Genomic DNA, 23,542 nt, shown 5'->3' on the forward strand with positions numbered 1-23,542 from the left:
AGTACCGATCCAGACCAGCTTGCGACCGACATGAGATTCCCTCCAGCTAAATGCCAAGAGTGAATCATGATTTCATATCAAACGCAACTGTAGTACTAGGCAGAAGAATTATGGTGACGCGTTGCTATTGATCAAATTCGGCGCGCGCGTGAGCGCGCGATCGAAGAATGCCGGGATCTCTTCGCCGAGTTGTTTCAGAAATTCCGTGCGATCGAAGCCGGGCGGGTTGGCGCTGATGTCGCCATCCAGTGTCTGGATCGGGGCGCTGGCGGTGTTCATGAAGGCGAAGTGCCCGGCATTGGCGATGACGCGATAGGCCGCTCCGGGAATGTTCTGGGCGATCCATGCGGCGTGAAAGCGCGGCGGCAGCCAGCGGTCCTTTTCAGCGGCGTAGATCAAGGCCGGGATGGTGATGGCCCTCAGGGATTGCTCCGTGAATATGACGCCGACGGGCGCCATGGCGACGATCGCGCGGATACGCGGATCGGCGGTCGACTCGAGCACGAGTGGCGCCTGCATTTGGCGAATGTCGCGGACCATGCCGCAAGTGATCGGGTCTTGCGCGGCGTCCTTCGCGCAATGCGCACCGATCCGGGATAGATCGACCCGCCCGCCCGCCAAGGCAACCACGGTGTAGCCGCCGGCCGAGTGCCCAGCGGCGCCGATCCGCGGGCCTTTGGCATCCGTCGCGATGCGGTCCCTCCATTCTGGATCCGCAAGCAGCGCGTCAATCAGACGCGAGACCTGGCGGGGCCGCTCCGTGAAGTAGACACCCTGCGGCTTCTGCCACAGTGAACCGTCTTGGTAATTGTCGCCCGGGTGACGCAGCGCCGCCACCAAATAGCCATCCCGCGCGAGGGCCTCGGCCAAGCTGCTTTGGCCGAATTCCGAACCGCCGGTCCCGTGACTGATCACAATGAGGCCTTTGGTCTTTGCCTCCGGAGCAGCCATGGGGGTCGCGTGGACCGTGACGACCCCACTATGATCGAGCGCGTAAGCGCCTGCGTCGGGTAGTACAGAGCGACCGGGATCTTCTCGGGGTTCGTGATGGAGGGCGGCACCTCGTAGGGCCGCCAGCCAGCCTCGGCCGCTCTCGCTGAGCCGAAGAGCAGGCCCATCACCATCGGTATGCTGAAGAACAGCAAGGCGGCCGAACGGAGCTGCTTATAAATCGCGAATGTCATTGATGCACCTCTTATGAGCCGCTATCTTGCTAGATAAGGGCGGCCGAGCAGATCGAGCCCGATTTCGCGAACGGTAAGGTTTATTCGCCAGTGACCATTCCCGACATCCTCTCGGCGACTGTGCCCCGTCAGTGGCGCCGTCCGGCCGTCATTTTGCTCCCGCTCGTCGTCGCGGCGGCGCTCGCCGTAACGGGTGCGTTCGGTACCTATGTCAGCATGACGCTTCCGCTCCGCCTTTTGCATTTCGTCGGGGTCGCCATTAGCATCTACGCAATCGTCTTTGCGCTCTGCGAAATCGTTCGGCGATTTTGGTTCGGCGACGCCTTGCCGTTTTGGGCGATGCTCGCGATTGGCTCCATCACGGCTCCGGCCGGCGGCTGGATCGTTCTCGAGGCCTTGGGCTTATCGGCGCCTCGGGCGCTTTCCCACGTCACCTATCCCGAGCTGACCACCCAGGTGCTGCTGTCCAACCTCGCTATCGGAAGCCTCGGCTGGACCTTGCTCGGGCAATCCCGCACAGGGAGCGCCGCATGCGAGGCGCTTAAGCAGCCGCGTTCGAATTCCGACCAAGCGTTGCGCGCGAAGCTTCCCATCGGGATCCGCAACGCCACCATCCTCGCCCTGAGCGCCGAGGACCATTACGTGAGGGTACGGACCGACCGTGGCGAGGCCTTGATCCTGATGAATCTCGCGGCCGCGATTGCGGCGCTCGGCGAGGAGGCTGGCGTGCGTGTCCATCGCTCGCATTGGGTGTCGCGCCAGCTCGCCGAAAAGGCGTCGATGCGAGGTTGCCGGCGCGGCGTCCGCGTCAATGACGATACGATGCTGCCGGTCAGCCGTTCGGGCCGAAAGCTACTGAACGAGGTCTGGACGGGCTACTAAAAGTCTCGGGATCATAATTGGGTGCGTTCTTTGCTGAATGGAAGATAGCTCCACCAATCTTGATCCCAGCATACGTACCCGCGGCCGCTCCAGCCCCGATACCAAAAGGGCCGCTGGGCGATCCTATCATCCCGCCAAGAATGCCGCCAAGGTATCCTCCAGCATATGCGAAACCCTGTTTAGCAGCTTCGTCAATCGCCGCCGACTGCGCATCCGCGTTTGCATCTACATACGCATCCGCTATCGCGCCAACTGCGGTCACCCGGTAGTAATCAAATTGGCATGATCTAGCGCATCCGCAATCTCGAAAAATCCGTATACCTCCTGATTTTTTGTCAGGCCGCTCAAGACGGAACCTGGACCGTCCCAAAACGACTCCCAGTTGCGTCTAATTTTCTGATTATTTTCGCTGTTATTGTCAGTCATTGCCAATCCCCCCAATTATTATCCTAGAGATTGCGGAAACCATTCCAAATGAATCGCGCTGTCTCAAAAGCCCAAAAAAATCTCTTATTGGTAGACTTCCTATACTCATCGTGACAGCCAAAATAAATTATATACTTCACAAACGCACCCGGAAGACAAAGTATTATAAATATAATAGCTACAAAGCCAGCATTTTTGAAATATAAATACAACAAATTAAAGAAGAAATGAGCGTAAATCTATACAAATATAGATATGCGTGATTTTTTACATGTTTTATTATTTCCAACATATCGTAACCTTACGGCTCTGAATTGAATCCAAGACTGGAGATCAAGATAGCATCCGATTTTATTTCGGCTCGCAGAAATAACATATAGTTTTATACCTCTGCTTATCTCTCACACTTCCGGCTGAACCCCTTCTACAATAAGGGTCCGGAGGGGCGTGGAGTGAGATTTGCTGCCGACCTAGTGGTGGTAAGGCCGCCTATCGTCCGACCGAGATAGCGGGAAGGAGCCTTTTTAAGCAGGCTCGAAGCGGTGCGATGTGCCTTCAAATGCAGCGCGTCGATCATCAGCCGATCGTGCTGACCAACCTTGCCGGCGAGGATCTGATTGAACACGTCCATGCGCTCCAGCGGATGAAGCGGTTCTAGTCTAGAGGGTTTCGGGCGGCCCAATGACGCGCGCGGCAATTCGGCTGTCGATGCCGTTAAATTCGCCTGTTTCGCTCTCGTTCAAATACGTAGGCTGTCGTCCAGCCAGACCCGGAAGCCACCGCGGAAGGCGTTGTCGTTATTGCCGCGCCGGCATTTGGCTGGCAGGTCCTTGAGCCGGTCGACATTGCCGCCGCCGATGACGATATAGTCCGGCAGCAGGGCCGCGCCCAAGCGCTCGGCAACGTCAAAAACCGATTTGCGCCATTTGCCCTTGCCCCGACGCTCCAGGCCGTGTTCACCGACATAATCTTCGAAGGTCGCCTTCCGGTAGGGCATATGTGCCAATTCCAACGGCATGCAAACGTTCTCGGCGATCATCGCCGAACCGAGGCCAGTTCCCAGGCCGAGGAAGAGCATCCGACCGGCTTCGTAGCTGCCGATCGCCTGCATCAACGCATCATTGACCATCCGCACCGGCCGACCAAGGGCTGCTTCGAAATCGAAATTCTTCCATCCCGGCCCGAGGTTGAACGGATCGGCTGCGGGGCGGTGGGCGACCACCGGACCGGGATATCCCATGGCAACAACGTCATAGTGCCAGTCGGCCGTAAGATCGCGCAGCGCCGCCACCATCTTGGCCGCCGTCATCTGCTGCCCCGATGCGACCGCACGTCGCTCGCCGCCGCTGCTGAGTTCCGCCTTCACGTGCGAGCCGCCGATATCGACGGCAAGCACGGTGCGCGCGGGCGGCGCGGAACCCTTCTTCGGCTTGCCATGGTCGTGTGTTTGCTCTGCTGCGGGTGTTTCCGTTATGTCAGCCATGCCTGACGCTCCTCTCCGGGCAGTGCCCTCGATCGTTCCCATGCTCTATCGGGCACAAGATCGACACCGGCTGTCAAGCCCAGGCGTATTGCAGATCGCTTAAATTCAATCCAGGATGGCTCATTGAAGAGGAGCGCAATACCAAACGGAGGATCAACACTTGGCCTTTCCGACACTGCTACCCGGCTCCATAGTTCCGCCTGGTGCCCCCGGCATCGAACCTCGCTGGACCTCGAGTGATAAAAGCGCGGTCGGCACGGCCGTCAGCACGGCGAGCCGCGTTTGGTTCACGGCAAGCCATGGCATCATCAACGAGATCTACACGCCGCGGCTCGATATGGCCTGTGTCCGTGATTTCGGTTTCATCGTCACGGCTGACGGCTATTTTTCCGAGGAGAAGCGCGACGCCGATCATCGCGTGCAGGCGATCGAGGACGGCGTTCCGGCTTTCCGCCTCACCAATATCGCCCGCGACGGTCGCTATCGCATCACCAAAACCATATTTTCGGACCCTGAGCGTGAAGTGGTGCTGCAGGACGTCCGCTTCCAGGCGCTGATCGGCGATCTCTCCGACTACCGGCTGCATGCGCTCGTGGCGCCGCATCTCGTCAACGGCGGCGCCGATAACACCGGCTGGTACGCTGATTTCAAGGGTAGACCGATGCTTTTCGCCGAGGGTTCTGGGCGGGCGCTCGCCGTTGCCGCCTCGGTGCCCTGGCTTGCCCGTTCTGTCGGCTATGTCGGCTTCTCCGATGGCTGGCAAACGCTGTCGCGCGGCGAAAAGCTCAAGGAGGAGTACCGCTGCGCCACCTCCGGCAATATCGCACTATCGGGGACACTCGACATTGGTGCGCACGAAGGGCGCGCGCTGATCGCCATCGGCTTCGGTACGCAGCCGGAGGAGGCTGCCTTCCGTTCCATCCTTAGCCTGGAACAGGGTATCGAGCCGGCACTGAAACATTATCGCAGTGGCTGGCGAGAGTGGCAGGCCAGCCTGCTTGCCTTAGACGAGCCCCGTGATCAGAGCCAGCTAAACCGCTACCGCGTCAGTACCGGCGTGCTTGCCACCCACCGCGACGATGCCTCCGGCGCCATCATCGCCAGCCTTTCCATTCCGTGGGGCTTCAACAAGAGCGACGACGACCTTGGCGGCTATCACCTGGTCTGGACACGCGATCTGGTGGAAACGGCCGGCGGGCTGCTTGCCGCCGGCGCCAAGGCTGATGCGCGCTCCGTGCTTGACTATCTCTCGGCGATCCAAGAAGCGGACGGCCATTGGGTGCAGAATGCCTGGCTCGACGGCCGGCCCTATTGGCACGGCATCCAGATGGACGAGACCGCCTTTCCGATCCTGCTCTACGACATGTTGCTGCGCGCTAACACGATCGACGCGTCGCAGAGCGGTCGATACCTACCGATGATCGAAGCGGCTGCGGCCTATATCGTCAAAAACGGCCCCGCCACCCAGCAGGATCGCTGGGAAGAGGATGCCGGCTACTCGCCGTTCACGCTCGCAGTCGAAATCGCCGGACTGCTCGCGGCGGCTGATGCGGTGGAAGCGGACGGACGGCTCGCTGCAGCCCAATATCTGCGCGAAGTGGCCGACGGCTGGAACGAGCGCATAGACGAGTGGACTTACGCCACCGATACCGAACTGTCGCGCAGCCTCGGCATCGAGGGTTATTACGTGCGCATCGCCTCGGCTACCGACGGCAGCTCGCAGCTCGGGCGTGACTTCATCCCGATCCGCAATCGCGACGATGGCGGTGCCGTCCTAGAGGCGGACCTGCTTCTCAGCCCGGACGCCTTGGCGCTGGTGCGCTTCGGCCTCAGGGCCGCCGACGATCCACGCATCCTCGGCACCGTTGCGGCGATCGATGCGCAATTGCGGTGCGACCTTCCAGCCGGGCCCTACTGGTACCGGTATAATGACGACGGCTATGGCGAGCGTGAAGGCGGCGCGCCCTTTGCCGGCAGCGGCGTCGGGAGGCTCTGGCCGCTGCTGACCGGCGAGCGCGCTCACTATGAACTCGCGGCCGGGCGACCGGACGAGGCGCGGCGCATGCTCTTAGCACTGGAAGCCTCCGCAAGCGAGGGCGGTCTCCTACCCGAGCAGATTTGGGACAGCGCCGACATACCGGAACGCGAGCTTTTTCTCGGTCGTCCCTCCGGCAGCGCCATGCCGCTGGTCTGGGCCCATGCGGAACACATCAAGCTGCTGCGCTCGATCCGCGACGGCGTAGTCTTCGACATGCCGCCGCAGACCTTTGCCCGTTACGTTGGCGCAAAGCCGGCACCCGCGCCTTTCGCCTGGCGACCGACTGCCAAGCGCGCGCGCATGGCGGCAGGCCGTGCCCTCCGCATCGAGCTCTCAGAGCCCGCCCTGGTGCACTGGTCTACGGACGGCTGGGCAAGCTTCACCGACAGCCCGTGCCGCGATACGGGCTTCGGCACCCACATTTGCGACCTGCCGACGAAGACGCTTGGCCCGGGAACGATCGTCTTCACACTCTTCTTTACGGAAAAGCAGCGGTGGGAAGACGTCGATTTCAAGATCGACGTGGTTTGAGACCGACCCACTTTCGATCTGGGGCCGCCTTGCCCTGGGCTCGGCTCTCTGCCAGCGCGCGCAATGGTTTTCATGGGCACGAGACTTCGTCGCCAACTTGACTGTCTCGATCCAATATGAGAACATATAGTGAACATATGGAGGTATCCATGACGAACTCGGAACAAGTCATCGAACGCGCCATGACCTTTGTAGCGGTCTCGAAGGCGCTTCGGGAACGCGAACAAGAACGGCGCGCTGCCTGGAAGCGCCGCGTCGACATCAGCCGGCCGTTACCACCATTGCCACGTGGCTTCCAGCTTTCCCTCAAGTTGGATCGATAAGACGTTTGCGGATGAGAACCGAAGGCCGTGTCAGCGGCGCTCGGGGATATCGAAGCCGTTTTCGCGGTGCGTTTTAGAGATGGCGCGCATCTGCGCTCTAGGCTGCCTGCAAAAAAGCGGCGACGTGACAAGGCGCATCAAGATCATCAGGGAACCACGACGGCGCCATGGCGTTTTCCCATCGGAGGAAAAACCATGGTTAAATTTGATCCGACGTTACCCCCGGTGCCCGCACCTGAAGCGGGGCTGCCAAATCCCATTCCGCGTCCCTCGGTCAAGCCGCCCGAACTGGACCGAAAAAATCTAAGCAGTGATGTCGACGCAGAAGACGACGATGAGGCCGCCTACGAGCGCGGAGCGGAAGCCGGCAAAAGGGGAGAGGCAGCCGAAAAAAATCCATATCCCGAAGATAGCAGCCGTGCCAAGGCATTCGAGCACGGCTATCTGGATGCGCAAAAGATAAGGCGCGACGACAAACCGCCGCGTTGACGTCATGCCTGATGAACGACCGTCATCGACGCGATAGGTTTTAATGGGCCTGCCACGGGCATTGATTGCGATGCCTATTCGTTGGGCCGATCCGCAAAGTGAGAAATCGCAAACGCGGCGACTTTTGCGTTCGACTTGCGCGCATCGTCAATCCAAAACGGGAAGATCTGCCATTGGTGAATCATACCGGGCCAAACTTCCGTGGTCACGTCGACCCCTGCCTTGCGTGCCTTGTCTTCCAGCCGCCGCGTATCGTCGAGCAGCGTCTCGCGCGAACCAACCTGCAAGAGCAGTGGTGGAAAGCCGGTCATATCGGCGTAGAGCGGCGATCGTTCAGGATCGGTGGGAGACCCGTCGCTAATATAGGCGTTGCGGATGGCCTCCAGTTCGGCCCTGCCCATAAACGGATCATTCTCGGCGTTCGTGTTCATGCTCGCCCCGGTTGCGGCGAAATCGGTCACCGGGCTCATCGCGACCACAGCCGCCGGCAAAGGCCCCTTGATGCGAAGCTGGTTAAGGGTGGCCTCGATGGCCAGGGTTCCGCCCACGGAGTCTCCGACGATCACTATGTTCTCAGGCCTATATTCCGAAGACAGTAGCCAACGATAAGCAGAAAGAGCGTCATCGATCTGGGCTGGAAACGGGTGTTCGGGCAACAGACGATAGTCGACCAGCAGGACGTCGGCCGACGCCGCCTTCGCAAGTGAGCCCGCTATATTCCGGTGCGTCCTCAGGGAGCCGCTGTAGTATCCGCCACCGTGGAGATAGAGGATCGCGCGCCGGCCAATCGGATGATGCAGCCGTGCAGGCCAGATCAGATCGGCCTCGACGCCGTTGGCATTGACATTGCGGATCTGGACACGCGTCGGATCCGGCGTCGACGCCATGAGCCGTTCGAAAGCAGCGCGCCGCTGGCGGAGGTTCTGAGCGTCGTCGTAATATTGGTGCAGGGTTCTGATCAGCTTTTCGATCTGGCCACTCGAGGCTTTTGCTTGGGTTACGGCATCAAGCGCCAGAGCGGATGATGCCGGAAAAAAGGCTGTGGCGGCCGATGCGATTAAAATTGCCAAAAAAAAGCGCATGAAGCGAAGTGACCCAAATTCGTTCATACGATTAGCCTTCCTACCGCAGAGACCAGATGCAATATTGTAATCCCACGGTAAAATGATGGGTGAGTCAAGCGTGGTTAGCACGACAGGAAATACCGCCATCGGGCCCCTGGCCGACGACCAGTGCCCAAAGTCGAGATCGGAGGGGTCGAGATCGGAGGCGAACGCCTGGCGTCAGCTGTAGTGCACCCCTTCATACAGCACGTAACCCACAGGATGGTGCGTGAAGTGGAGAACCGGCAGTACCGGGTTGCTATTATCTTCAGTGGGATAGGCTGAGGCGATGGAAATATACTCGCCCTGCAGCTCGATCGGTTCGCCTGCTTTCAGATCGGCAATTTCATGGTCGAGGCCTTCGTTGTCGCCGAAACGCACGGCAACGAAGACTGTCTGGCCATTGATGTCGCCATCGCCGCCTTCAAACTTCAGGACCGTTTCGATCTTCACCGTGAAATGCTGATGGTTTGCACCGTGGTGGTTCTCAGGGGCCTCGAACACATGCGCTATCTCTCCCTGCACCCGAGCCAGAGGCGCTCCGAGAGAATGCGAAAACCGGTGGTGGGGAAGTATCTTATTTGCCCGATTACTCATCTCAACCTCGATAAATGCAGAAGCCAAACCAAAGATCCGACCATTTCATTATCTCCAATCGATTGCACGCAGGTGACACCGTCAGCGGATTGAGCCCCGGCACTATTTTCTGCCGAAAAAGCCGATCCTGGTCTTCCTCATTGATATCAGCGTCAATCTCGGCGAAGCGGCCGAGCAGGCCGCACGTAAGGCGTTCGCTGCCGACGCATCGATGGATGAACTCACTTCACAAGATGGTCTTACCCGTGGGGCCCTCTATCATGGCTTTGGCGACAAGAAAGGACTGCTTGCTGCTGTCGTTGCCCAAGTCGATGGCGAGATGTCCGCGCGCGCAACAGATAGCGGCGGCAGCGGCAACCCTATGGGACAGGCTGCTGGCTGAAGGCGGTGCATATATCGAGATGGCGCTGGACCCGGAAGTCCGACGAATCGTCTTGTTGGACGGGCCTGCCTTTCTGGGTGACCCTTCAAGGTGGCCCAGCCAGAATGCCTGCCTGAGCATAACGAAGCTAGCAGTCGCCGATTTGATCGCTGACGGTGTCATGAAGCCGGTCGATCTCGAAGCTGCGTCACGCCTTTTGAGCGGCGCGGCTTTCAATGCCGCCCTATGGGTTGCCGCCAGCGACGATCCGCAGATCGTCTTGCCGAAAGCCATTGAGGCTTTCCGGCTAATGGCCGAAGGGTTTCTGGCGGATCGAGATTGAGTTGGTTACAGGCTCACCGACAAAACCATTACCGATGCCTGGAATCATAGGCCATTTCTGGCGACTCGCGGTCTTGGACGTTTTGGCTGTCGCCGGGCGCGTCCGAAATCGATCGCTATGTCGGCACAATCACTTGCGCCGAGCGTCTGCCAAGGAGAAGAAATCCAAGAGCGGCCAATTCAAAGATTGCACCCGCCATGCCAATCATCGCCAACGAGGTCCATTGGACCGTCGCCGCCCCCATTACAGCGCCGATTGCAGCCCCTAGATATATGGCCGAGGAATTCAGCGACAACGTCACCGGCGCCAGGTGGGGATCGATCACTAGAAGTCTGACCTGCTGCACCGCCGGCAACGACCAACCAAAGAGCGCCCAGATCGTGATGGCGCCCACGACCCCTGAAAAGGCCCAGCCCGCCGGAGCGAAGGTCGCAAGCAAGGATAGCGCCGCAAATGATACGGCCATCATCGCTGTCGCCAGAATTAGAAACTGGCGCTTGTCCCATCGGTCGGCAACATGTCCGCCAATGGTATTGCCGGTCGCAGCTGCGACTCCGATGACAAAAAGCGTGAACGCCACGCCCTGCGGCGATATCTTGAACACAGTTTCAAGGTAGGCGCCGAAATAGGTGTTGACAGTAAACGCCCCGATCAGGACGAGGACTGTCAACAGCAGCACCGCCAGAACATCGGGTCGCCGAGCGACAGCCAGCCTCCGGCTGAGGCTGATGGCCGGAGGGCTGGGCGAGCGCGGCAACTTGGCGATGATGCCGACCAAAGCGACCGCACCAAGAGCGGCCACGCCGATGAACGTCGCGCGCCAGTCGAGCCGGGCCGCGATCAAGGTTCCCATCGGCACCCCCAGCACAAGCGCAATCGTCATGCCGCTATAGATAAATGATAGCGCGCGCCCCCGCCGATCTGGCGCAATCGTCATAGAGGCGTAACCGGCCGAGGCTGGCATGAATGTTCCTGCGGAAAGCGCGAGCAGGATGCGCGCAACGGCAAGTGCCGCATAACCGGGAGCAAACGCGGCCGCCAAGTTGGACAGAGTAAACGCAGCCATAGCGCCGATCAGAAGCACTTTTCGCGGAACGTTGGCGGTCGCAACGGCAATCAGTGGCGACCCGACCGCATAGGAAAATGCGAATATCGTAACCAATTGACCGGCCGCAGCAATCGACACACCCAGATCGTGCGCCATCCCTGGAAGAATACCCGAGATCATGAAACCTTCAGTGCCGATCGCGAATGCTCCAAGAGCCAACCATATCAAAGTGCGGTACATAGCAGGATTTTGTTCCAATGTTCAAGGATTATTGAACATATGCGTCCGATTGCGCCTCACTGTCAAGTAGTCCAACAACTATTGAATTAAATGAAAAAGGTTTCTAATATGAGGCATGGCCAAGGAAATCTATCACCCCACCATCGAACAGATCGACCTTTCGGCAGTGCTGGACGCAATGAGCGACCCGACACGACGTGATATTGTGCTTCGGCTCGCTGAGTTGGGCGAAGAGAAATGTTCGGCTTTTTTGGATTTTGGCTCGAAGACCAATTTGACCTATCATTATGGCCGGTTGCGCGAAGCAGGTATCACGTCGACGAGAGTCGAAGGAACGCAGCGGCTGATTTCGTTGCGCCTGGACGATCTCGAGGCAAGATTTCCTGGTCTTATGACCGCCATTCTCTTGGCTGCGCCACGGAGCAAATCTAAAGCCTGAAGGTGGTGCAAAGCATTGAGGTTTCGACGACGGGTCGAGTTCGCTACCCTGGAATGGGTTGTCGGTGCAACCACCGGCGAATTGTCGAGCCCATCGGAAATATTCTTCCAGCCGAAACCGGGGAGAGTTTTACACCACGCTGGACGCGTCAGCTATGGCCGCATTACTTAAGCGAAATGGCCTCCGGCAAACCCGGGGGCGGTTCAGCGGCATTTCAGGGAGTATCTCGTCGATCACGCTCAGCATCCGCCCGACCGCAACACTATCGCATCGATAGAAGACATACTGGCCATCCTTACGAGCCGCTACCACCGCGGCCATTCGGAGCGCCGCCAGATGGCGCGAAACGATTGACTGTCTATATCCGGTGAGGCTGCAAATATCTCTAGGTAACGTTCCCTCTCGCAAAGGATAAGCAAAATGGTCAGGCGGAGCGGATTGGCCATCGCGTCCAAAAGGGCGACCGCACTGTCCGTGTTTAGCATGGTCGTAGGATCAGAGCTTCGTTTTGTCATCCGCGATAAAGTTTGCGAGCCGGCCCTCGACGCGTCTCGTACCTGGAACACCAAGTCGGTCAGATAAGCTGGAAATAGATCGCCCGGACCGAGCCCGACCGATCTACGTGTCGTCAGCCAACGGACCTTTGGTCAATACAAACCGAGACGGCTGGCAACGCCTTATCAAGAAGCAGGATAATTAAACCGGCGCGAAAGCAAATGGTCGACTGACAGGTTTCCGGGTCCCCAGGCCATGAGTGAAAGCGCCATCGCTGCCCAGGTAATATGGATTGGCCAGCCGTCCGGTACAGTGAGTTCGACGATCAGCGTCATGAACAACAAGCCAGTCGCCGCAAAGCGTGTGGCGAGCCCTAGCACCAATAGGATCGGAAAGGTGATTTCCGCGCAGCCGGACAGGAACGCCATAGTTACCGGCGCGGGATAGGGATAGGGGCCGCCTGGCAAATGCAACATGAATTCGTCGGTAAACAGAGTTACAGCCGTGTCGTTCAACTGCAGAAACCCGTCCCATTTCAAAATGCCGGATTTCCAGAAGGGAACCGCGAGTGCCAGACGCATGACGGCCTGGACGAAGGTGGGACGAGCAACCGTCATGACGAGCTTCTTGGCCGTCGCAACAAGGGAGACGACCGGCTGAAGCCTGTCTTTGAAGGAAGGTTGTGTGGTCATCATCATCATGCGTCTCCCAGATTGATGGATGTGAACACCCCGGCCTCGATCATCCCCGCTACGCTGGTCGAGATGTCGAAAGAGGCGCAGGCATCGACTGCCTTAGCCGCGGCGACACCGAGTGGTTCGCCGGCAATGAGTTGGAGCAGGAAGAGCGCGCTTCCGTCCGGCAGGTGACGGACCATTACGTCCATGCCGGGCCGTGTGATCAGTGCATTCTCCGGTTCGAAGGTTTCGATTGGATCGACAGGATCCCCGTTGCGATTGGCCGCAAAAATAGTCAGGGCAGGATACTCAGAACACACGATCCTCGTTGCAGGGTGTGGTTCGAACACCAGATCAGCGAGGCGCTCTGGAGGTACTGATGCTAGTGCTTCAGCAGCCAGTGCCGCGACGTCTGCGGCATGATAGGCGTCCAGCCAAGCGCGTTCGATCCTCGCGACATCGGCAAGCCAAGGCACCGACTGCGCATACTCATATTGGGCGATGAAGTCCGGGAAATCATGGCCGTATTCGAACAACAGCGGCGAAGTCGGCGGGGCGGCGCGTAGATGAAAGCGCGCCATGGCACGGAAAAATTCGTCGCCGGTAAGGCGCCGAACCGCCGGGAAAATTCCGGCAAGGGCGTTAATAAGGCTCACCGTGACGTTGTTCCGATAGACGTTGAAACGTTTGATTGCCTGTTTGCCGTTTGGGCCCGTGATACCCACCGGTGTTTCGATGTCGGGGTTGGTCAGGGCTGGCGCGAACGTTTCCGCGTAGGCGAGCGGCGTCATACCCGCGGGAACAATTTTAAGCTGCGACATGGCTGTGATCCGGCAATGCTATGGAACTGAAGCGATCCAGGATCGCTTGGGCTGCAATTGCCTCGCCACGGAGTATCGGCCAATCGGGTATATTGCTATCCCATTCGATCAATGTCGGGATAGGGCCGCGGCGGCTGATCACGATCTCATAGAGCTTCCACACTGCATCCGCGACGGGGCCATCGTGACTGTCGATCAAAAGGAGATCGCCTTCATCATCGGACTGCTCGGCGTGGCCTGCGAGGTGGATCTCGCCGACTGCAGCAAGCGGAAAATCCGAAAGATAATCCAGTGCTGAAAAGCCGTGGTTTGTCGCGGAGACAAAGACGTTGTTGACGTCGAGCAACAGCCCGCAACCGGTGCGCCGGGCGATCGATCGAATGAAATCGGTCTCGCTGATCGTCGATTCTCTAAAGGTCACATAGGTGGACGGATTTTCGAGAAGGATCGGGCGTCCGATCGCTTCCTGGACCTCGTCGATGTGCTCGCATACTCGCGCCAGGCTCTCCGGCGTATAAGGGAGGGGAAGAAGATCATTCAAATAAGTCGTCTGGTGGGTCGACCACGCAAGGTGCTCTGACACAAGGGCAGGTTCGTAGCGCTCGACGAGCGAGCGGAATCGCTCCAGATGCGCCTTGTCGAGCGGCTGAGGTCCGCCGATCGACATGCAGACGCCGTGAAGCGATACCGGACTATCACGGCGGATCTGTTCGAGCATCCTCAGCGGAGGTCCGCCGGCACCCATATAATTTTCGGCGTGGACTTCGAAGAAGCCTCTCTGCGGTCCGTCGGCGACGATTGCCGGCAAATGTTCGTGCTTGAAGCTTGTCCCCGCCAGACCTGCGATCGGATGGGTCGGAAAGCGGAGAGGAAGCGCCGTGTTCGGTGACGCGTCCATGGCAGTGTGGGTCTGTTTCATCGTTCTTCTCCGCTTTCCAATTCTGGTGGCTTGCGAGTTAGATTGCCTTCAGAGAGCCGTGGTTGCCGTTCGGCAGCTTGATCGACGTGCAGGTGCCGCCCTGCACGAACTTCCAGGAATTACCCTGGAAATCGACCGTCGATGTACCCTGGCAGGTCGTGCCCGGACCAGCAGCGCAATCATTCTGGCCCTTGAGGGCGACGCCGAAGCACTTTTCCTTGTGAGCGGCGACGGCGGCGCTGGCCTCTGCTTTCGTGAGCGGCGCAGCGCTGACCATCGACGCAAGTGCGGTCGTAACAGCGCCGGCAAGCACGACGGATGAAATTGCAGTTTTGACAGACATGAAGATCTCCATATTGGATAGACGCTCTCGTTGAACGCACAAAGAGTTCGCAGATGGCTGTTGGTTCGTTACCGACGCCGTGATCACTAGTTTGTGATCCTTTAGATGAAGACCTTCATGCATGCGGAACGCCGCTGGCGACCTTTCGCGGCGAACCGAGCAGCAGGCGGCCTCGATTGGGCAAACCGCTGCCGCCCTGGGGCTAATTACGAATGCCGTCAGGATTCTACGGGCCGAGCCGAAGAGGCGGGGAAGCTTGTTGAACGGACCCGGGTGGGGGCGGAAAATTCCGGCAACGTGGTATGCTAAGCCGTGGCAACGATCCACAAAATCGAAAAATCCTCTCTCGAGATTACGGGGATTATTTCGCTTATCGACGAAATCGCATCCAAACAAACCTTCTTACACTGAATGCGGGGGTGGAGGCCGCTCGGGCCGGAGAAGCCGGTAAGGGCTTCGCCATTGTCACACAGGAAGTACGCGAGTTGGTCCAGCGTTGGGCTGTCTCCGTCAAACAGATCAAAGATCTGATCACGTCGTCGAGCATTCAGGTTCGATCGGGGGTATCGCTCGTGAACGAAACCGGCGCTGCACTTGAAAACATCGTCGGTGAAGTGCGTGAGATTACCCTGCATGTCACCGCGATTGTCGCGGCCGCTCGAAAACAGTCAACAGCCCTGCAGGAGATCAACGCAGCCGTCAATGTAATGGATCGCGCGACGCACTATAATGCGACGATGGTCCAGCAGACGAGGGACGCCAGCCGCACTCCGGCTCAGCAGGCCGAAAACCTCAATGTGCTCCTGGCTCAGTTTTCAATCGCTCGAAAAGACGCCGCAACAGGGATGAATCGCAGGCGCCTGGCGGCGGCCTAGCGCCGCGTTACCAGCGTAAAAACCGTTTGCCCGCGAAATATCCGATGGTCACCACGATCAGCGTTGCAAGCGGATACCAGGTGGCCACGAACAGCGGGCTGTCATCGAAGCAGTTGGATGCATAAAGCGTCGCCGCAATCCCGACGGAGACGAGACCCGCCAGTGCGCCCGCGGCCCCAGGATTTCCAGGAGCGCCTTGGCGCATGGCGAGAAAGAGGAAGAAACCGGGAAAAGCAGACAAGGCCGGAATGATTGTCAGGCAATGCAAGGCATTATGGCCGATCAACTTGGGCACCCAAAGATTAGATGGCGTGACCAGTAACTCGATAACGGTCGCCGACAACAATAGAATCGGCGCGACAAGAAGCAACCAGCGCCGCCTGCCGAGATCCCTGCCTGGGCGAATTGCCGGATCTACCAGCGGCGCTGCGGCAGCAAATAGGGAGAGCGTCACAACAAACTTGAAGCAAAATCTCACCGTTTCGATCGCCTGGGAAATATCGTGCCGAAACCCCAGCGTTAAAAAGAAGGCTGCGCCGGAAATCAGAGCTCCGACGGCAACGGCGCCCGATAATAGGTGGGCAGGGTTTATGGGGCGCCGCGTGTCCTGCGCTATCAGGTTTATCAAGTCTTCGGTGTTCAACAGGGCAATCCCTACTAGATGATCCGCTACCCGCGGCTCACATTGATCTACACTTTACCCATATATATGAGAGCTTCCCCTCAACGCATCAAGCGCCTCACTGTCTCCCACGGGGTTCACGTGATCGACCGCAGGACGTGGCTCAAGGTGGTCACGATCTCTGAGCAAAGTCGAGTTCCATAAGCTGTCGGTGAACCGCGTCAGCGATGGATTCGCGCAGTCCCGTCGAGGATTTTCCGGCCATCCCGATCCTCGAAAAACATGCCCTTGGCCGCGGCGAGCATTCGGGGCGCGGCCTTGAATTGTCGGTTCGCCTTAAGCGGCATCCAGAAGTTAGAGAGCGATTGTTCATTTGTATGTGTTGTTGTCGTCATGATTTCCGCGGGATCAAGTCAGTCATCTTCATTCGCGTCCTGGCGACAGGCATATAAACCTACCACCGTAGAAGACTGCGACCGACCAAAGCTCCGGTCGCCACCACGGCCGATATGGCAATCGGATACCAAAGCAGGACGAAAAGCGGACTGTCATCGTTGCAGTTCGCGGCATAGAACGTGGCTGCAATCCCGGCGGAAGCCAATCCAGCGATGGCGCCCGCAAGCCCCGGTCGCGTCGGAGCACCGTGGCGAAGTGCGAGCAGGAAACATGCGAGCGGTCCTATCGAAAGCAAGGGAATAATCGTCAGACAGAGCCTGGAGTTATGCCCGATCATGCGCGCTCCCCAAGTTGCCGCAGGCATTACCGATAGCTCGACGATTGCCGCGCCGGCCGCAAATATCAAGGGTATTAATAGGCTCCAGGCCGATAACTTTAGGGGTACGCCCGGCTTGCCAATTCGGAACATCGCAATGCTGCCGGTTGCCGCCAGCGCGATGGTGATCACGAATTTGAACAGGAAGCGTGCGGTTTCCATCGCATTGTCGATATCGGGGCGGAAACCGATAGCAAAGAAAAAGGCGATCGCGACGATCAGGATCGAGGCGATTGTCGCCTGCTGAAGCATATGGGTCAGGTTGGAACGAACGGGCGCATCCTGCACGATCAGCTCAATAAGATGATCTGTCTTCATCTGGCCCCCTCCGAGTACAAGGCCGATAACGCTTTCAAAGCGCGATGGAGCGCCACACGAACGGCGACTTCGGTCATCTTCAGACGTGCCGCTGTTTCGCGGACACTCGAACCTTCGATGGAGATCGATCGTACAATCGTCCGCTGGGGATCTTTGAGGCGCGCCAGGATCTGCTCGACATCCATACGATCGCCAGCGTCCAGTCGCTCCTCGCTTTCGAGTATCGCGATAACGTCCTCCAGCGGAACGCTCGCCTGTCGGCCTCGTCTGCGAAGGCTGTCGATCAATTTGTTACGAACGAGTGCAGCCATCCACGGCCCCAGAGGTCGAGACGGGTCCCAGGTACCGCGTTTCAGATGTATAGCCAGCAACACTTCCTGTACCACGTCCTCAGCCTCACTTGTCGGCGCGCCATACTGCTCGCACCGTCTACGGGCCATCACACGCAGATGGGGCGTCACGGCTATCAGTAATTTTTGATAGGCTCTACCATCGCCCGCAATTGCGGATCGCATCCAGGAAGCCCATTCTTGTTCACGCGCTGGGTTGTTCATCCGATACGCTCTATTTCGAGAGGAAAAGAGGAATCGTTACACGAGGACTGCCGTTTTTTTTTGATGGCTGCACCCATGGCGAAATGAAATTCGAAAAATGGGCATATCCTCATGGTACTGCCCATTCCAAGCGGGATGATCCGACGGGTTCAAGCAGACCGAGGACGGGTTTGATGAGACCCTCAAGGAGTTTTCTCTCAGGCCGCGTGCGCGCAAGGACACGAATGCCAAGCAATGTACTCAGAAGTGTTCCTGCAAGATCGGACGCGGCCTGCCGGTTGCTTATCGTTCCATCCTCCTGGCCCCTATCCACGCAGCGTCGAAAAAAGCCTTCCACTTGCACCAGTACCTCCGCCACGACCCTTTGAAATTCCTCGTCATGTGGTGCCACTTCAAGCGCGGAGTTCACCAACATGCAGCCCTTGCGTTTAACATCGCTGAGCGATCGATCGATGATTTCATCAAAAAACGCTTTGACGGCGAGCAGCGGTGGCTTTGATTCGAACCGCCCGACCCGATCACCAAAACTGCGCTCGATATAGAAATCCAGTGCGCGCCGATAAACGGCGCGCTTGTCGCCGAAGGCGTTATAGACACTGGCCGTGGTCAATCCCATTGCTTGAGCCAAATCGCGGATCGACGTCGCCTCGTATCCCCGTTCCCAGAAATGCTCGACAGCCAACTCCAACACCTTTGCTTCATCGAATTCTCTCGGTCTGGCCATGGAATCAACTCTCAGAAATTTGATCGTGCTTCCAGCATAACTGGAACTTTCAGAGATACGTTTTATAACGATTGATTTAAAACGCAATCGTGCGCCAATCACGGATGCGTACGGTTCCGATTGCGGTTGTGTGTCCAACATGAAGAGGGATGAATGAAAATGTGCCTTGAGCGGGAGCTGGCTGACTCCTACGCAGAGTTTGAAGCAAGCGCACCTCCCGGTGCCGCCGCGTTTTTGAATTCAAAGATCGAAAAACTGACCGCGGCCTTTCCGTTCGATCGCGTTCCAAAGCCTGGGGATCTGGCTCCGGAATTCTCCCTTCCGGGCGCCACGGGTGAACCAGTTTCGCTGCTGGAGACGCTCGCAGGCGGTCCTCATCGGCAGCAATGGTCGCGTCCAGCTCGCTCACGCGGAAACGGACTACCGCAAGCGTCTGGCTCCGGAGGCGATTGTCGAGGCGCTTCGGGCTTCCAAGGCGGCATGAACCGAACCGAAAATAAACCAAGCGAGGTCAAGTTATGAATCTGGAAGGAAAACGTGTTCTCGTCACCGGCGGATCCAGTGGTATCGGATTCGCTATCGCTCGGGCCTTGCTTGGCAAGGGTGCGCGTGTCGTCATTACTGGACGAAATGCCGAACGGCTCTCCCAAGCGGTGAAAGATCTTCAAGCGGGCGGTCTGCCAGCTTCTGGCTTTTGTGCCGACATTGCCGCGGCCGAGGGGCGAGCCTTGTCGCTCGATAGGGCAATTGAGATCCTTGGCGGCCTGGATATCCTGGTGAACAATGCCGGCGGCGTTCGCGCGGGACGCCTGGAAAAGACGACCGAGGAGGAGATAAGGACGATGGTAGAGGTTGATCTTGTCGCCCCGATCCTCCTGACGCAGGCAGCCCTTCCTCATTTGCGCGCGTCCGGCGAGGGGCTGATTGTCAACGTGACGTCTGGTATCGCCTTGATCGGTGCACCGTTTTACACGACCTACGCCGCAGTAAAAGCAGGCCTTTCACGTTTTGGCGAGGCGTTGCGCCGCGAATTGAAAGGTGAAGGCATCCACGTGTTGACGCTTTATCCCGGGGCAACCGATACGCCGATGATGCAATCTTCCAAGGCCGGACCAGAGCTCGGGTTCACGCGAGAGCCCGCAGGGGCGGTGGCGGACGCTTTGATCGATGGCATCGAGACCGACGCTTTTGAAGTCGTCCGCGGCGGCGAGGCTCGTGCCAAAATGATTGCGGCCAATCGCGACAATCCCGCCGCGGTCGACGACCGATTCCTAACGATGAAATCCGCACTCGAAGAGGCCGTCAGCGGCCATTCGGCGCTCTAAAAAGAGGAGATGATCATGACCAAGGTTGCATTGTTTGTTCAATTGAAAGCCAAGTCCGGCAAGGAGGAAGAGGTTGCGGCCTTCCTTAAGAGCGCACAGACGCTGGCTGAGCAGGAACCATTGACGGTCGCATGGTTTGCGGTTCGTTTCGATACGTCGACCTTCGCCATCTTTGATGCGTTCGAAGGAGACGAGGGGCGTCAGGCTCATCTGCAGGGCCAGATCGCAGCGGCGCTGATGGCAAAATATGACGAGCTCTTCGAGGGGCCGCTGGAGATCAAACAGCCCGACGTATTGGCCGATCACCTTCCCGGCTGAAACACCCACTCCTGAGCCGGCGCCCGAAGCCGGCTCCGGTCGATTGACAGGTCAGGTCCGCGGAAAGGCGCGGTCGAGAAAAGCCATAACGTGCTTCCAGTTTTCCGAGGCTCCTTGCGGATCCTCGTCGATACGAAGCGTCGACGATCCGTGGACGCCGTTCTTCGGTATATATTGAATCGCCCTGTGATCGGGCACCGCTTTCGCCAGCGCCCGACCGCTCGATATCTCACCACCGTCGGGCGCCGAAGTGATAAAGACCGGAATCGAAAGCTTGGCCGCCTCCTTCGCGATAGAATAGCCCTGAATATATTCGGCCGGTGAAAAGGCAAGGAGCGCTTTCACCTCAGGGTGACGAGCGGCGACGACGAACACAAGCGCTGACGAATAACTGGAACCCCAAAGAGCGATTGGTCCTTCGTGTTGCAGACTGGCGTAGGTGACGGCGGCCTCAAGATCAGGAATTGCGTCGGCGAAATCCGAGCCGCCTTTAGCGTGTGCAGTGGTTTTGTTGACGTCGCCCCAGAGATCGCCGCCGGAGCGTTGGTCGATGGCCAAGGTGGTGAACCCGGCCTTGTTGAGAACCGGCGCCAGCGGTGCATATTCGCTCTTGTTGGAGCCGGCCATATGAAACAGAAGAATTGTCCCGCGCGACCGGCCCTCAGCCTGGCGGAAGTCTCCGTACACTTTCACGCCGTCCTTAGCATCAAACGATATCGGTTGGGCAAAAGCCGGATCAGCCAAGGCAGGACCGTTGGCCAGGGCAACGGCAAGGAGCATGGGGCGGAATAGGTTCATGATTTCTTCCTCGGACATTGATTTGTACCGTCGCCAAATACGCGCGCCGATGAACTGCCGTTACATCGCCACGTTCCGATCACTAATACGTGAAGGTGTAACGATGCCCGTTACTTGAGCGAACTTCTGTCACCGCACGGATCGTCCGGCGCGGTATCGATCGGGAGTCGCACCATGAATTTTTTCCTCAGGATCGGCAGCATTATGCTTTTTCCTTCATTGGCAGCAACTGCGGCAATGCCTGTCGCGGCTGCAGACCGGCAGCCAACCGTTGTGGAATTATTCACCAGCCAAGGTTGCTCGTCCTGCCCTCCGGCCAATGCCAACCTCATCAAGATCAGCAACCGGAAGTATGTTCTCGCACTGAGCTTCTCCGTGACCTACTGGGACTATCTCGGCTGGAAGGACACGTACGGAAAGCCGGAGTTTACAGAACGGCAAGTGACCTATGAGCCTGCCCTGAGACAGGCCGGTCCCTACACACCGCAAATGGTTTTCAACGGCGCGACGACGGCTGTCGGAAATAGCCTTCCCGAAGTCGAGTCGCTGCTCGCCGAAACACCTCCATTGAATGGTCCCGCACTCGCGTTCAACAAAGACCATATCGAAGTCGGATCGGGCTCCGACGCCGGCAATGCCGATGTATGGCTGGTGCGCTATGATCCGCGCGTCGAGGCGGTGCCGGTTGCACGAGGAGAAAACGGCGGTGCCACACTTCAGCATACGCATGTCGTTCGTCGACTGGTTAGGCTCGGAACCTGGGACGGAACTAAGACGTCTTTCCCCCTTCCAATTCCCGATGTTGGCTTGAAAACCGCAGTGCTGGTGCAAAAGGTTAACGGCGGAAGGATCCTCTCGGCAATCACTGATTAACTGCCGTTGCAAAGCCGAGGCCGATTGTTGTGATGGGCGGCCAGACCTTGGCTTCGAGCTACATCCTCAACGATGGATGGCGGCACCACCATCTGGCTGAGAAGCCTAACTCTCGAAGAGGCAAGGAATGCTGTCGCTCGATTTTTCCCGATCGCACTCGCGGAAAGCGGCGAAACAGTCAAGTCAAAGACCTGGCGAGAAGAGCGTCTGTCTGCTCTTTTATCGGGTACATTTGATGGGTTGCTGGTCAGCCCTGCCATGGCCCACCGGCTATGCAGGCTCGCCGCGGAGCCCGATATCGAGATGGGATCGAACCAACAGGACGGCGGATGGGCTTTTCGCAAGGCGTCGGCACGTTCCGCCTTTTGAACCCTCTGGCACACGTCCCTGACCTCGCGGACACGTGCCAGTCAGAACAGGCCGTGAGATCACGTCAGAAAGGTTTGGTGACGGCCAGCCAGTCGATCGCTGCAAAGGCGAGAAGGATCGCAAGCGGCGCCCATGTGATCAGCGCGGTCGTATGCACCGCCTGAAGCTGACGCTTCAAAGCGATCCCTTGGATGGTATGTAAACCGGTCAGGAGCGCGGCTGGAACCAACTTCAACAGAAGCCAGAGCGACGTACTCCAACCGGCACCGAAAGCCATCGTGAGGCCTGCAACCCAGATGACGGCAAGCGCCGGGGTCGTCACCAGCCCGTCCCACCGGAGAACGATTTCCCCGAACCGGCGGGCGGCGCCTGTGTCATGCGGCATCGTCGTCACTGTGCGCAAAGCAAATGCCGTGGCAAGTATCCCCGCAATGAAGAGAATGACGGCAAAGACATGAACGGCCTTGACATAGAGATACATCAGACGCTCCGTCCCTGATCGCCGAACAGCTTGGGGATCTCGGCCAACGAACGCACCGTCACATCTGCCGAGTGATCCAGCGTTTCAGCCTGACCACGCAGAAGATCGAACAATGCACGTTCATCAACCTTCAAAGGGAGATCATCCAAGGCTCGATCGGTCGAGCGCGCAACGCGCACGACCGTGAAACCGAAATTCTTTGCGCCGCAAATATCAAAGCCATTCGACGACACGAAGACCACCTCGTCGGGCGTTACGCCGAGCTCCTCCCCGACCAAGGCATAGGCGTCCGCAGCAGGTTTGAATACCCGTTTTCTATCGACGCTCAAAATGCGATCGAAAAATCGGTCGAAGCTGGAGTTCTTTACCAGATCGGAAAGCATCGCCGGGCTGCCGTTCGAAAGTATAGCAAGCTTCTGCGGCGCCAGCCGATCCAGACAATTTCGCGCGTCATCATAAGGCCGTAGACTGAGATAGGCGGCGGCGATCTGTTCGACACGTCCCGCGTCCGCCTCCAGATGAAGCGAACGAAGCGTATAATCAAGGGCACGCTTCGTCAGGTCCCAAAAGTCCTCGTATCTGCCCATCAGCGACGTCAGCCAGGTATATTCAAGCTGCTTTATTCGCCATATGGCGGTGATCAGGCTCCCGTAGCCTGGAAAGGCAACCTCTACCGCTTGCTCGACCGACTGGACATCGTAAAGCGTGCCGTAGGCATCGAAGACGACCGCCTTGATCTTTTGTTGCACCAACTTTCCTCTCGTGAACTTG

At 58.2% G+C, this 23,542-nt stretch carries 27 protein-coding genes and 3 pseudogenes; 11 read left to right on the forward strand and 19 right to left on the reverse strand.

The features are described 5' to 3' along the window. Positions 1-108: 108 nt before the first annotated feature. Entirely contained in the window at positions 109-870 is a 762-nt protein-coding gene (locus tag PY650_RS26225; RefSeq protein WP_285882513.1) for an alpha/beta hydrolase family protein, read from the reverse strand. A 41-nt stretch (positions 871-911) separates the two neighbouring features. Then, the gene (locus PY650_RS26230; protein WP_285882514.1) at positions 912-1,184 is read right to left on the reverse strand and encodes a hypothetical protein; all 273 of its coding nucleotides are present in this window, start codon (positions 1,182-1,184) and stop codon (positions 912-914) included. 90 nt (positions 1,185-1,274) lie between these two features. On the opposite strand from PY650_RS26230, the gene PY650_RS26235 reads away from it, so the two are divergent. After that, the gene (locus tag PY650_RS26235; RefSeq protein ID WP_285882515.1) at positions 1,275-2,066 is read left to right on the forward strand and encodes a LytTR family DNA-binding domain-containing protein; all 792 of its coding nucleotides are present in this window, start codon (positions 1,275-1,277) and stop codon (positions 2,064-2,066) included. Positions 2,067-2,324: 258 nt separating this feature from the next. On the opposite strand, the gene PY650_RS26240 is transcribed toward PY650_RS26235, so the two are convergent. Both PY650_RS26240 and PY650_RS26245 read right to left on the reverse strand, forming a co-directional pair. Next, positions 2,325-2,492 carry a hypothetical protein gene (locus PY650_RS26240; RefSeq protein ID WP_285882516.1) on the reverse strand — a complete coding sequence of 56 codons (168 nt, stop codon included), beginning with the start codon at positions 2,490-2,492 and terminating at the stop codon, positions 2,325-2,327. A gap of 739 nt (positions 2,493-3,231) precedes the next feature. After that, positions 3,232-3,975: an ROK family protein gene (locus PY650_RS26245; RefSeq protein ID WP_285882517.1), complete on the reverse strand. Its 744-nt coding sequence runs from the start codon at positions 3,973-3,975 to the stop codon at positions 3,232-3,234. A gap of 160 nt (positions 3,976-4,135) precedes the next feature. Here PY650_RS26245 and PY650_RS26250 point away from each other — a divergent pair, with 160 nt between their 5' ends. The 3 genes from PY650_RS26250 to PY650_RS26260 all read left to right on the forward strand — a co-directional run bounded on the left by PY650_RS26250 (position 4,136) and on the right by PY650_RS26260 (position 7,356). Then, a complete protein-coding gene (locus PY650_RS26250; RefSeq protein ID WP_285882518.1) occupies positions 4,136-6,544 on the forward strand; it encodes a glucan 1,4-alpha-glucosidase in 2,409 nt (802 codons plus the stop codon). A gap of 149 nt (positions 6,545-6,693) precedes the next feature. After that, complete coding sequence (locus PY650_RS26255) at positions 6,694-6,867, forward strand: hypothetical protein (RefSeq protein ID WP_285882519.1); 174 nt, start codon at positions 6,694-6,696, stop codon at positions 6,865-6,867. Positions 6,868-6,894: 27 nt separating this feature from the next. Beyond that, a complete protein-coding gene (locus PY650_RS26260) occupies positions 6,895-7,356 on the forward strand; it encodes a hypothetical protein (protein ID WP_285882520.1) in 462 nt (153 codons plus the stop codon). A 74-nt stretch (positions 7,357-7,430) separates the two neighbouring features. Here the strand turns inward: PY650_RS26260 and PY650_RS26265 are convergent, their stop codons facing one another. Both PY650_RS26265 and PY650_RS26270 read right to left on the reverse strand, forming a co-directional pair. Further along, positions 7,431-8,438, reverse strand: a complete 1,008-nt coding sequence (locus tag PY650_RS26265; RefSeq protein ID WP_285882575.1) for an alpha/beta hydrolase — start codon at positions 8,436-8,438, stop codon at positions 7,431-7,433. A 201-nt stretch (positions 8,439-8,639) separates the two neighbouring features. Then, positions 8,640-9,083 carry a hypothetical protein gene (locus PY650_RS26270; protein WP_285882521.1) on the reverse strand — a complete coding sequence of 148 codons (444 nt, stop codon included), beginning with the start codon at positions 9,081-9,083 and terminating at the stop codon, positions 8,640-8,642. A gap of 97 nt (positions 9,084-9,180) precedes the next feature. On the opposite strand from PY650_RS26270, the pseudogene PY650_RS26275 reads away from it, so the two are divergent. Beyond that, positions 9,181-9,760, forward strand: a pseudogene (locus PY650_RS26275) (TetR/AcrR family transcriptional regulator). Between the two features lie 115 nt (positions 9,761-9,875). Here the strand turns inward: PY650_RS26275 and PY650_RS26280 are convergent. Continuing rightward, positions 9,876-11,048 carry an MFS transporter gene (locus PY650_RS26280; protein WP_285882522.1) on the reverse strand — a complete coding sequence of 391 codons (1,173 nt, stop codon included), beginning with the start codon at positions 11,046-11,048 and terminating at the stop codon, positions 9,876-9,878. Positions 11,049-11,163: 115 nt separating this feature from the next. Between PY650_RS26280 and PY650_RS26285 the strand changes: the two genes are divergently transcribed. Next, positions 11,164-11,487: an ArsR/SmtB family transcription factor gene (locus tag PY650_RS26285; protein ID WP_285882523.1), complete on the forward strand. Its 324-nt coding sequence runs from the start codon at positions 11,164-11,166 to the stop codon at positions 11,485-11,487. A gap of 680 nt (positions 11,488-12,167) precedes the next feature. On the opposite strand, the gene PY650_RS26290 is transcribed toward PY650_RS26285, so the two are convergent. The 4 genes from PY650_RS26290 to PY650_RS26305 are packed head-to-tail and all read right to left on the reverse strand — an operon-like array spanning position 12,168 to position 14,742. After that, the gene (locus PY650_RS26290; RefSeq protein ID WP_432761587.1) at positions 12,168-12,677 is read right to left on the reverse strand and encodes a DoxX family protein; all 510 of its coding nucleotides are present in this window, start codon (positions 12,675-12,677) and stop codon (positions 12,168-12,170) included. Between the two features lie 2 nt (positions 12,678-12,679). Further along, positions 12,680-13,450 carry an HvfC/BufC N-terminal domain-containing protein gene (locus tag PY650_RS26295; RefSeq protein ID WP_285882525.1) on the reverse strand — a complete coding sequence of 257 codons (771 nt, stop codon included), beginning with the start codon at positions 13,448-13,450 and terminating at the stop codon, positions 12,680-12,682. A gap of 16 nt (positions 13,451-13,466) precedes the next feature. Beyond that, the gene (bufB, locus tag PY650_RS26300) at positions 13,467-14,399 is read right to left on the reverse strand and encodes an MNIO family bufferin maturase (RefSeq protein WP_285882526.1); all 933 of its coding nucleotides are present in this window, start codon (positions 14,397-14,399) and stop codon (positions 13,467-13,469) included. 37 nt (positions 14,400-14,436) lie between these two features. Next, positions 14,437-14,742, reverse strand: coding sequence for a BufA1 family periplasmic bufferin-type metallophore (locus tag PY650_RS26305; protein WP_285882527.1), 306 nt, complete (start codon positions 14,740-14,742; stop codon positions 14,437-14,439). 121 nt (positions 14,743-14,863) lie between these two features. Here PY650_RS26305 and PY650_RS26310 point away from each other — a divergent pair. Continuing rightward, positions 14,864-15,617: pseudogene (locus tag PY650_RS26310) on the forward strand (methyl-accepting chemotaxis protein); the annotation flags it as partial. 7 nt (positions 15,618-15,624) lie between these two features. Here PY650_RS26310 and PY650_RS26315 read toward each other — a convergent pair. The 5 genes and pseudogenes from PY650_RS26315 to PY650_RS26335 form a co-directional block, all read right to left on the reverse strand. After that, entirely contained in the window at positions 15,625-16,260 is a 636-nt protein-coding gene (locus PY650_RS26315) for an NrsF family protein (protein ID WP_349644516.1), read from the reverse strand. A 163-nt stretch (positions 16,261-16,423) separates the two neighbouring features. Beyond that, a pseudogene (locus tag PY650_RS26320) lies at positions 16,424-16,634 on the reverse strand (aspartate aminotransferase family protein); the annotation flags it as partial. 59 nt (positions 16,635-16,693) lie between these two features. After that, complete coding sequence (locus PY650_RS26325) at positions 16,694-17,329, reverse strand: NrsF family protein (RefSeq protein ID WP_285882528.1); 636 nt, start codon at positions 17,327-17,329, stop codon at positions 16,694-16,696. Continuing rightward, entirely contained in the window at positions 17,326-17,883 is a 558-nt protein-coding gene (locus tag PY650_RS26330; protein ID WP_285882529.1) for a sigma-70 family RNA polymerase sigma factor, read from the reverse strand. Before PY650_RS26330 ends, PY650_RS26325 begins: the two co-directional genes overlap by 4 nt. 109 nt (positions 17,884-17,992) lie before the next feature. Further along, complete coding sequence (locus PY650_RS26335; RefSeq protein WP_285882530.1) at positions 17,993-18,607, reverse strand: TetR/AcrR family transcriptional regulator; 615 nt, start codon at positions 18,605-18,607, stop codon at positions 17,993-17,995. A gap of 334 nt (positions 18,608-18,941) precedes the next feature. Here PY650_RS26335 and PY650_RS26340 point away from each other — a divergent pair, with 334 nt between their 5' ends. Genes PY650_RS26340 through PY650_RS26350 form a run of 3 tightly spaced genes read left to right on the forward strand, consistent with a single transcriptional unit; the run spans position 18,942 to position 20,250 of the window. Continuing rightward, a complete protein-coding gene (locus tag PY650_RS26340) occupies positions 18,942-19,091 on the forward strand; it encodes a hypothetical protein (RefSeq protein ID WP_285882531.1) in 150 nt (49 codons plus the stop codon). Between the two features lie 34 nt (positions 19,092-19,125). Then, positions 19,126-19,932 carry an SDR family NAD(P)-dependent oxidoreductase gene (locus PY650_RS26345; RefSeq protein WP_285882532.1) on the forward strand — a complete coding sequence of 269 codons (807 nt, stop codon included), beginning with the start codon at positions 19,126-19,128 and terminating at the stop codon, positions 19,930-19,932. Positions 19,933-19,947: 15 nt separating this feature from the next. Beyond that, a complete protein-coding gene (locus PY650_RS26350; RefSeq protein WP_285882533.1) occupies positions 19,948-20,250 on the forward strand; it encodes a putative quinol monooxygenase in 303 nt (100 codons plus the stop codon). A gap of 51 nt (positions 20,251-20,301) precedes the next feature. Here PY650_RS26350 and PY650_RS26355 read toward each other — a convergent pair whose 3' ends face one another. Then, complete coding sequence (locus PY650_RS26355) at positions 20,302-21,048, reverse strand: alpha/beta hydrolase (protein ID WP_285882534.1); 747 nt, start codon at positions 21,046-21,048, stop codon at positions 20,302-20,304. A gap of 174 nt (positions 21,049-21,222) precedes the next feature. Here PY650_RS26355 and PY650_RS26360 point away from each other — a divergent pair, with 174 nt between their 5' ends. Further along, positions 21,223-21,921 carry a DUF1223 domain-containing protein gene (locus PY650_RS26360; protein WP_285882536.1) on the forward strand — a complete coding sequence of 233 codons (699 nt, stop codon included), beginning with the start codon at positions 21,223-21,225 and terminating at the stop codon, positions 21,919-21,921. Between the two features lie 433 nt (positions 21,922-22,354). Here PY650_RS26360 and PY650_RS26365 read toward each other — a convergent pair whose 3' ends face one another. Continuing rightward, entirely contained in the window at positions 22,355-22,771 is a 417-nt protein-coding gene (locus PY650_RS26365; RefSeq protein ID WP_285882537.1) for a CopD family protein, read from the reverse strand. Next, positions 22,771-23,520, reverse strand: a complete 750-nt coding sequence (locus PY650_RS26370; RefSeq protein WP_285882538.1) for a haloacid dehalogenase type II — start codon at positions 23,518-23,520, stop codon at positions 22,771-22,773. The genes PY650_RS26365 and PY650_RS26370 overlap by 1 nt, the downstream gene beginning before the upstream one ends. Between the last annotated feature and the right edge of the window lie 22 nt (positions 23,521-23,542).

Source organism: Martinezella calliandrae (assembly GCF_030272695.1).
Classification (GTDB): domain Bacteria; phylum Pseudomonadota; class Alphaproteobacteria; order Rhizobiales; family Rhizobiaceae; genus Rhizobium; species Rhizobium calliandrae.

What these genes read in the sequence shown, in the direction of transcription:
- PY650_RS26245 (WP_285882517.1), bottom strand. Translation starts at nt 3,975, where the DNA reads ATGGCTGACATAACGGAAACACCCGCAGCAGAGCAAACACACGACCAT.
- PY650_RS26290 (WP_432761587.1), bottom strand. Translation starts at nt 12,677, where the DNA reads ATGATGACCACACAACCTTCCTTCAAAGACAGGCTTCAGCCGGTCGTC.
- PY650_RS26230 (WP_285882514.1), bottom strand. Translation starts at nt 1,184, where the DNA reads ATGACATTCGCGATTTATAAGCAGCTCCGTTCGGCCGCCTTGCTGTTC.
- PY650_RS26255 (WP_285882519.1), top strand. Translation starts at nt 6,694, where the DNA reads ATGACGAACTCGGAACAAGTCATCGAACGCGCCATGACCTTTGTAGCG.
- PY650_RS26335 (WP_285882530.1), bottom strand. Translation starts at nt 18,607, where the DNA reads ATGGCCAGACCGAGAGAATTCGATGAAGCAAAGGTGTTGGAGTTGGCT.
- PY650_RS26265 (WP_285882575.1), bottom strand. Translation starts at nt 8,438, where the DNA reads ATGCGCTTTTTTTTGGCAATTTTAATCGCATCGGCCGCCACAGCCTTT.
- PY650_RS26360 (WP_285882536.1), top strand. Translation starts at nt 21,223, where the DNA reads ATGAATTTTTTCCTCAGGATCGGCAGCATTATGCTTTTTCCTTCATTG.
- PY650_RS26365 (WP_285882537.1), bottom strand. Translation starts at nt 22,771, where the DNA reads ATGTATCTCTATGTCAAGGCCGTTCATGTCTTTGCCGTCATTCTCTTC.
- PY650_RS26295 (WP_285882525.1), bottom strand. Translation starts at nt 13,450, where the DNA reads ATGACGCCGCTCGCCTACGCGGAAACGTTCGCGCCAGCCCTGACCAAC.
- PY650_RS26325 (WP_285882528.1), bottom strand. Translation starts at nt 17,329, where the DNA reads ATGAAGACAGATCATCTTATTGAGCTGATCGTGCAGGATGCGCCCGTT.
- PY650_RS26355 (WP_285882534.1), bottom strand. Translation starts at nt 21,048, where the DNA reads ATGAACCTATTCCGCCCCATGCTCCTTGCCGTTGCCCTGGCCAACGGT.
- bufB (WP_285882526.1), bottom strand. Translation starts at nt 14,399, where the DNA reads ATGAAACAGACCCACACTGCCATGGACGCGTCACCGAACACGGCGCTT.
- PY650_RS26350 (WP_285882533.1), top strand. Translation starts at nt 19,948, where the DNA reads ATGACCAAGGTTGCATTGTTTGTTCAATTGAAAGCCAAGTCCGGCAAG.
- PY650_RS26345 (WP_285882532.1), top strand. Translation starts at nt 19,126, where the DNA reads ATGAATCTGGAAGGAAAACGTGTTCTCGTCACCGGCGGATCCAGTGGT.
- PY650_RS26280 (WP_285882522.1), bottom strand. Translation starts at nt 11,048, where the DNA reads ATGTACCGCACTTTGATATGGTTGGCTCTTGGAGCATTCGCGATCGGC.
- PY650_RS26305 (WP_285882527.1), bottom strand. Translation starts at nt 14,742, where the DNA reads ATGTCTGTCAAAACTGCAATTTCATCCGTCGTGCTTGCCGGCGCTGTT.
- PY650_RS26285 (WP_285882523.1), top strand. Translation starts at nt 11,164, where the DNA reads ATGGCCAAGGAAATCTATCACCCCACCATCGAACAGATCGACCTTTCG.
- PY650_RS26330 (WP_285882529.1), bottom strand. Translation starts at nt 17,883, where the DNA reads ATGAACAACCCAGCGCGTGAACAAGAATGGGCTTCCTGGATGCGATCC.
- PY650_RS26240 (WP_285882516.1), bottom strand. Translation starts at nt 2,492, where the DNA reads ATGACTGACAATAACAGCGAAAATAATCAGAAAATTAGACGCAACTGG.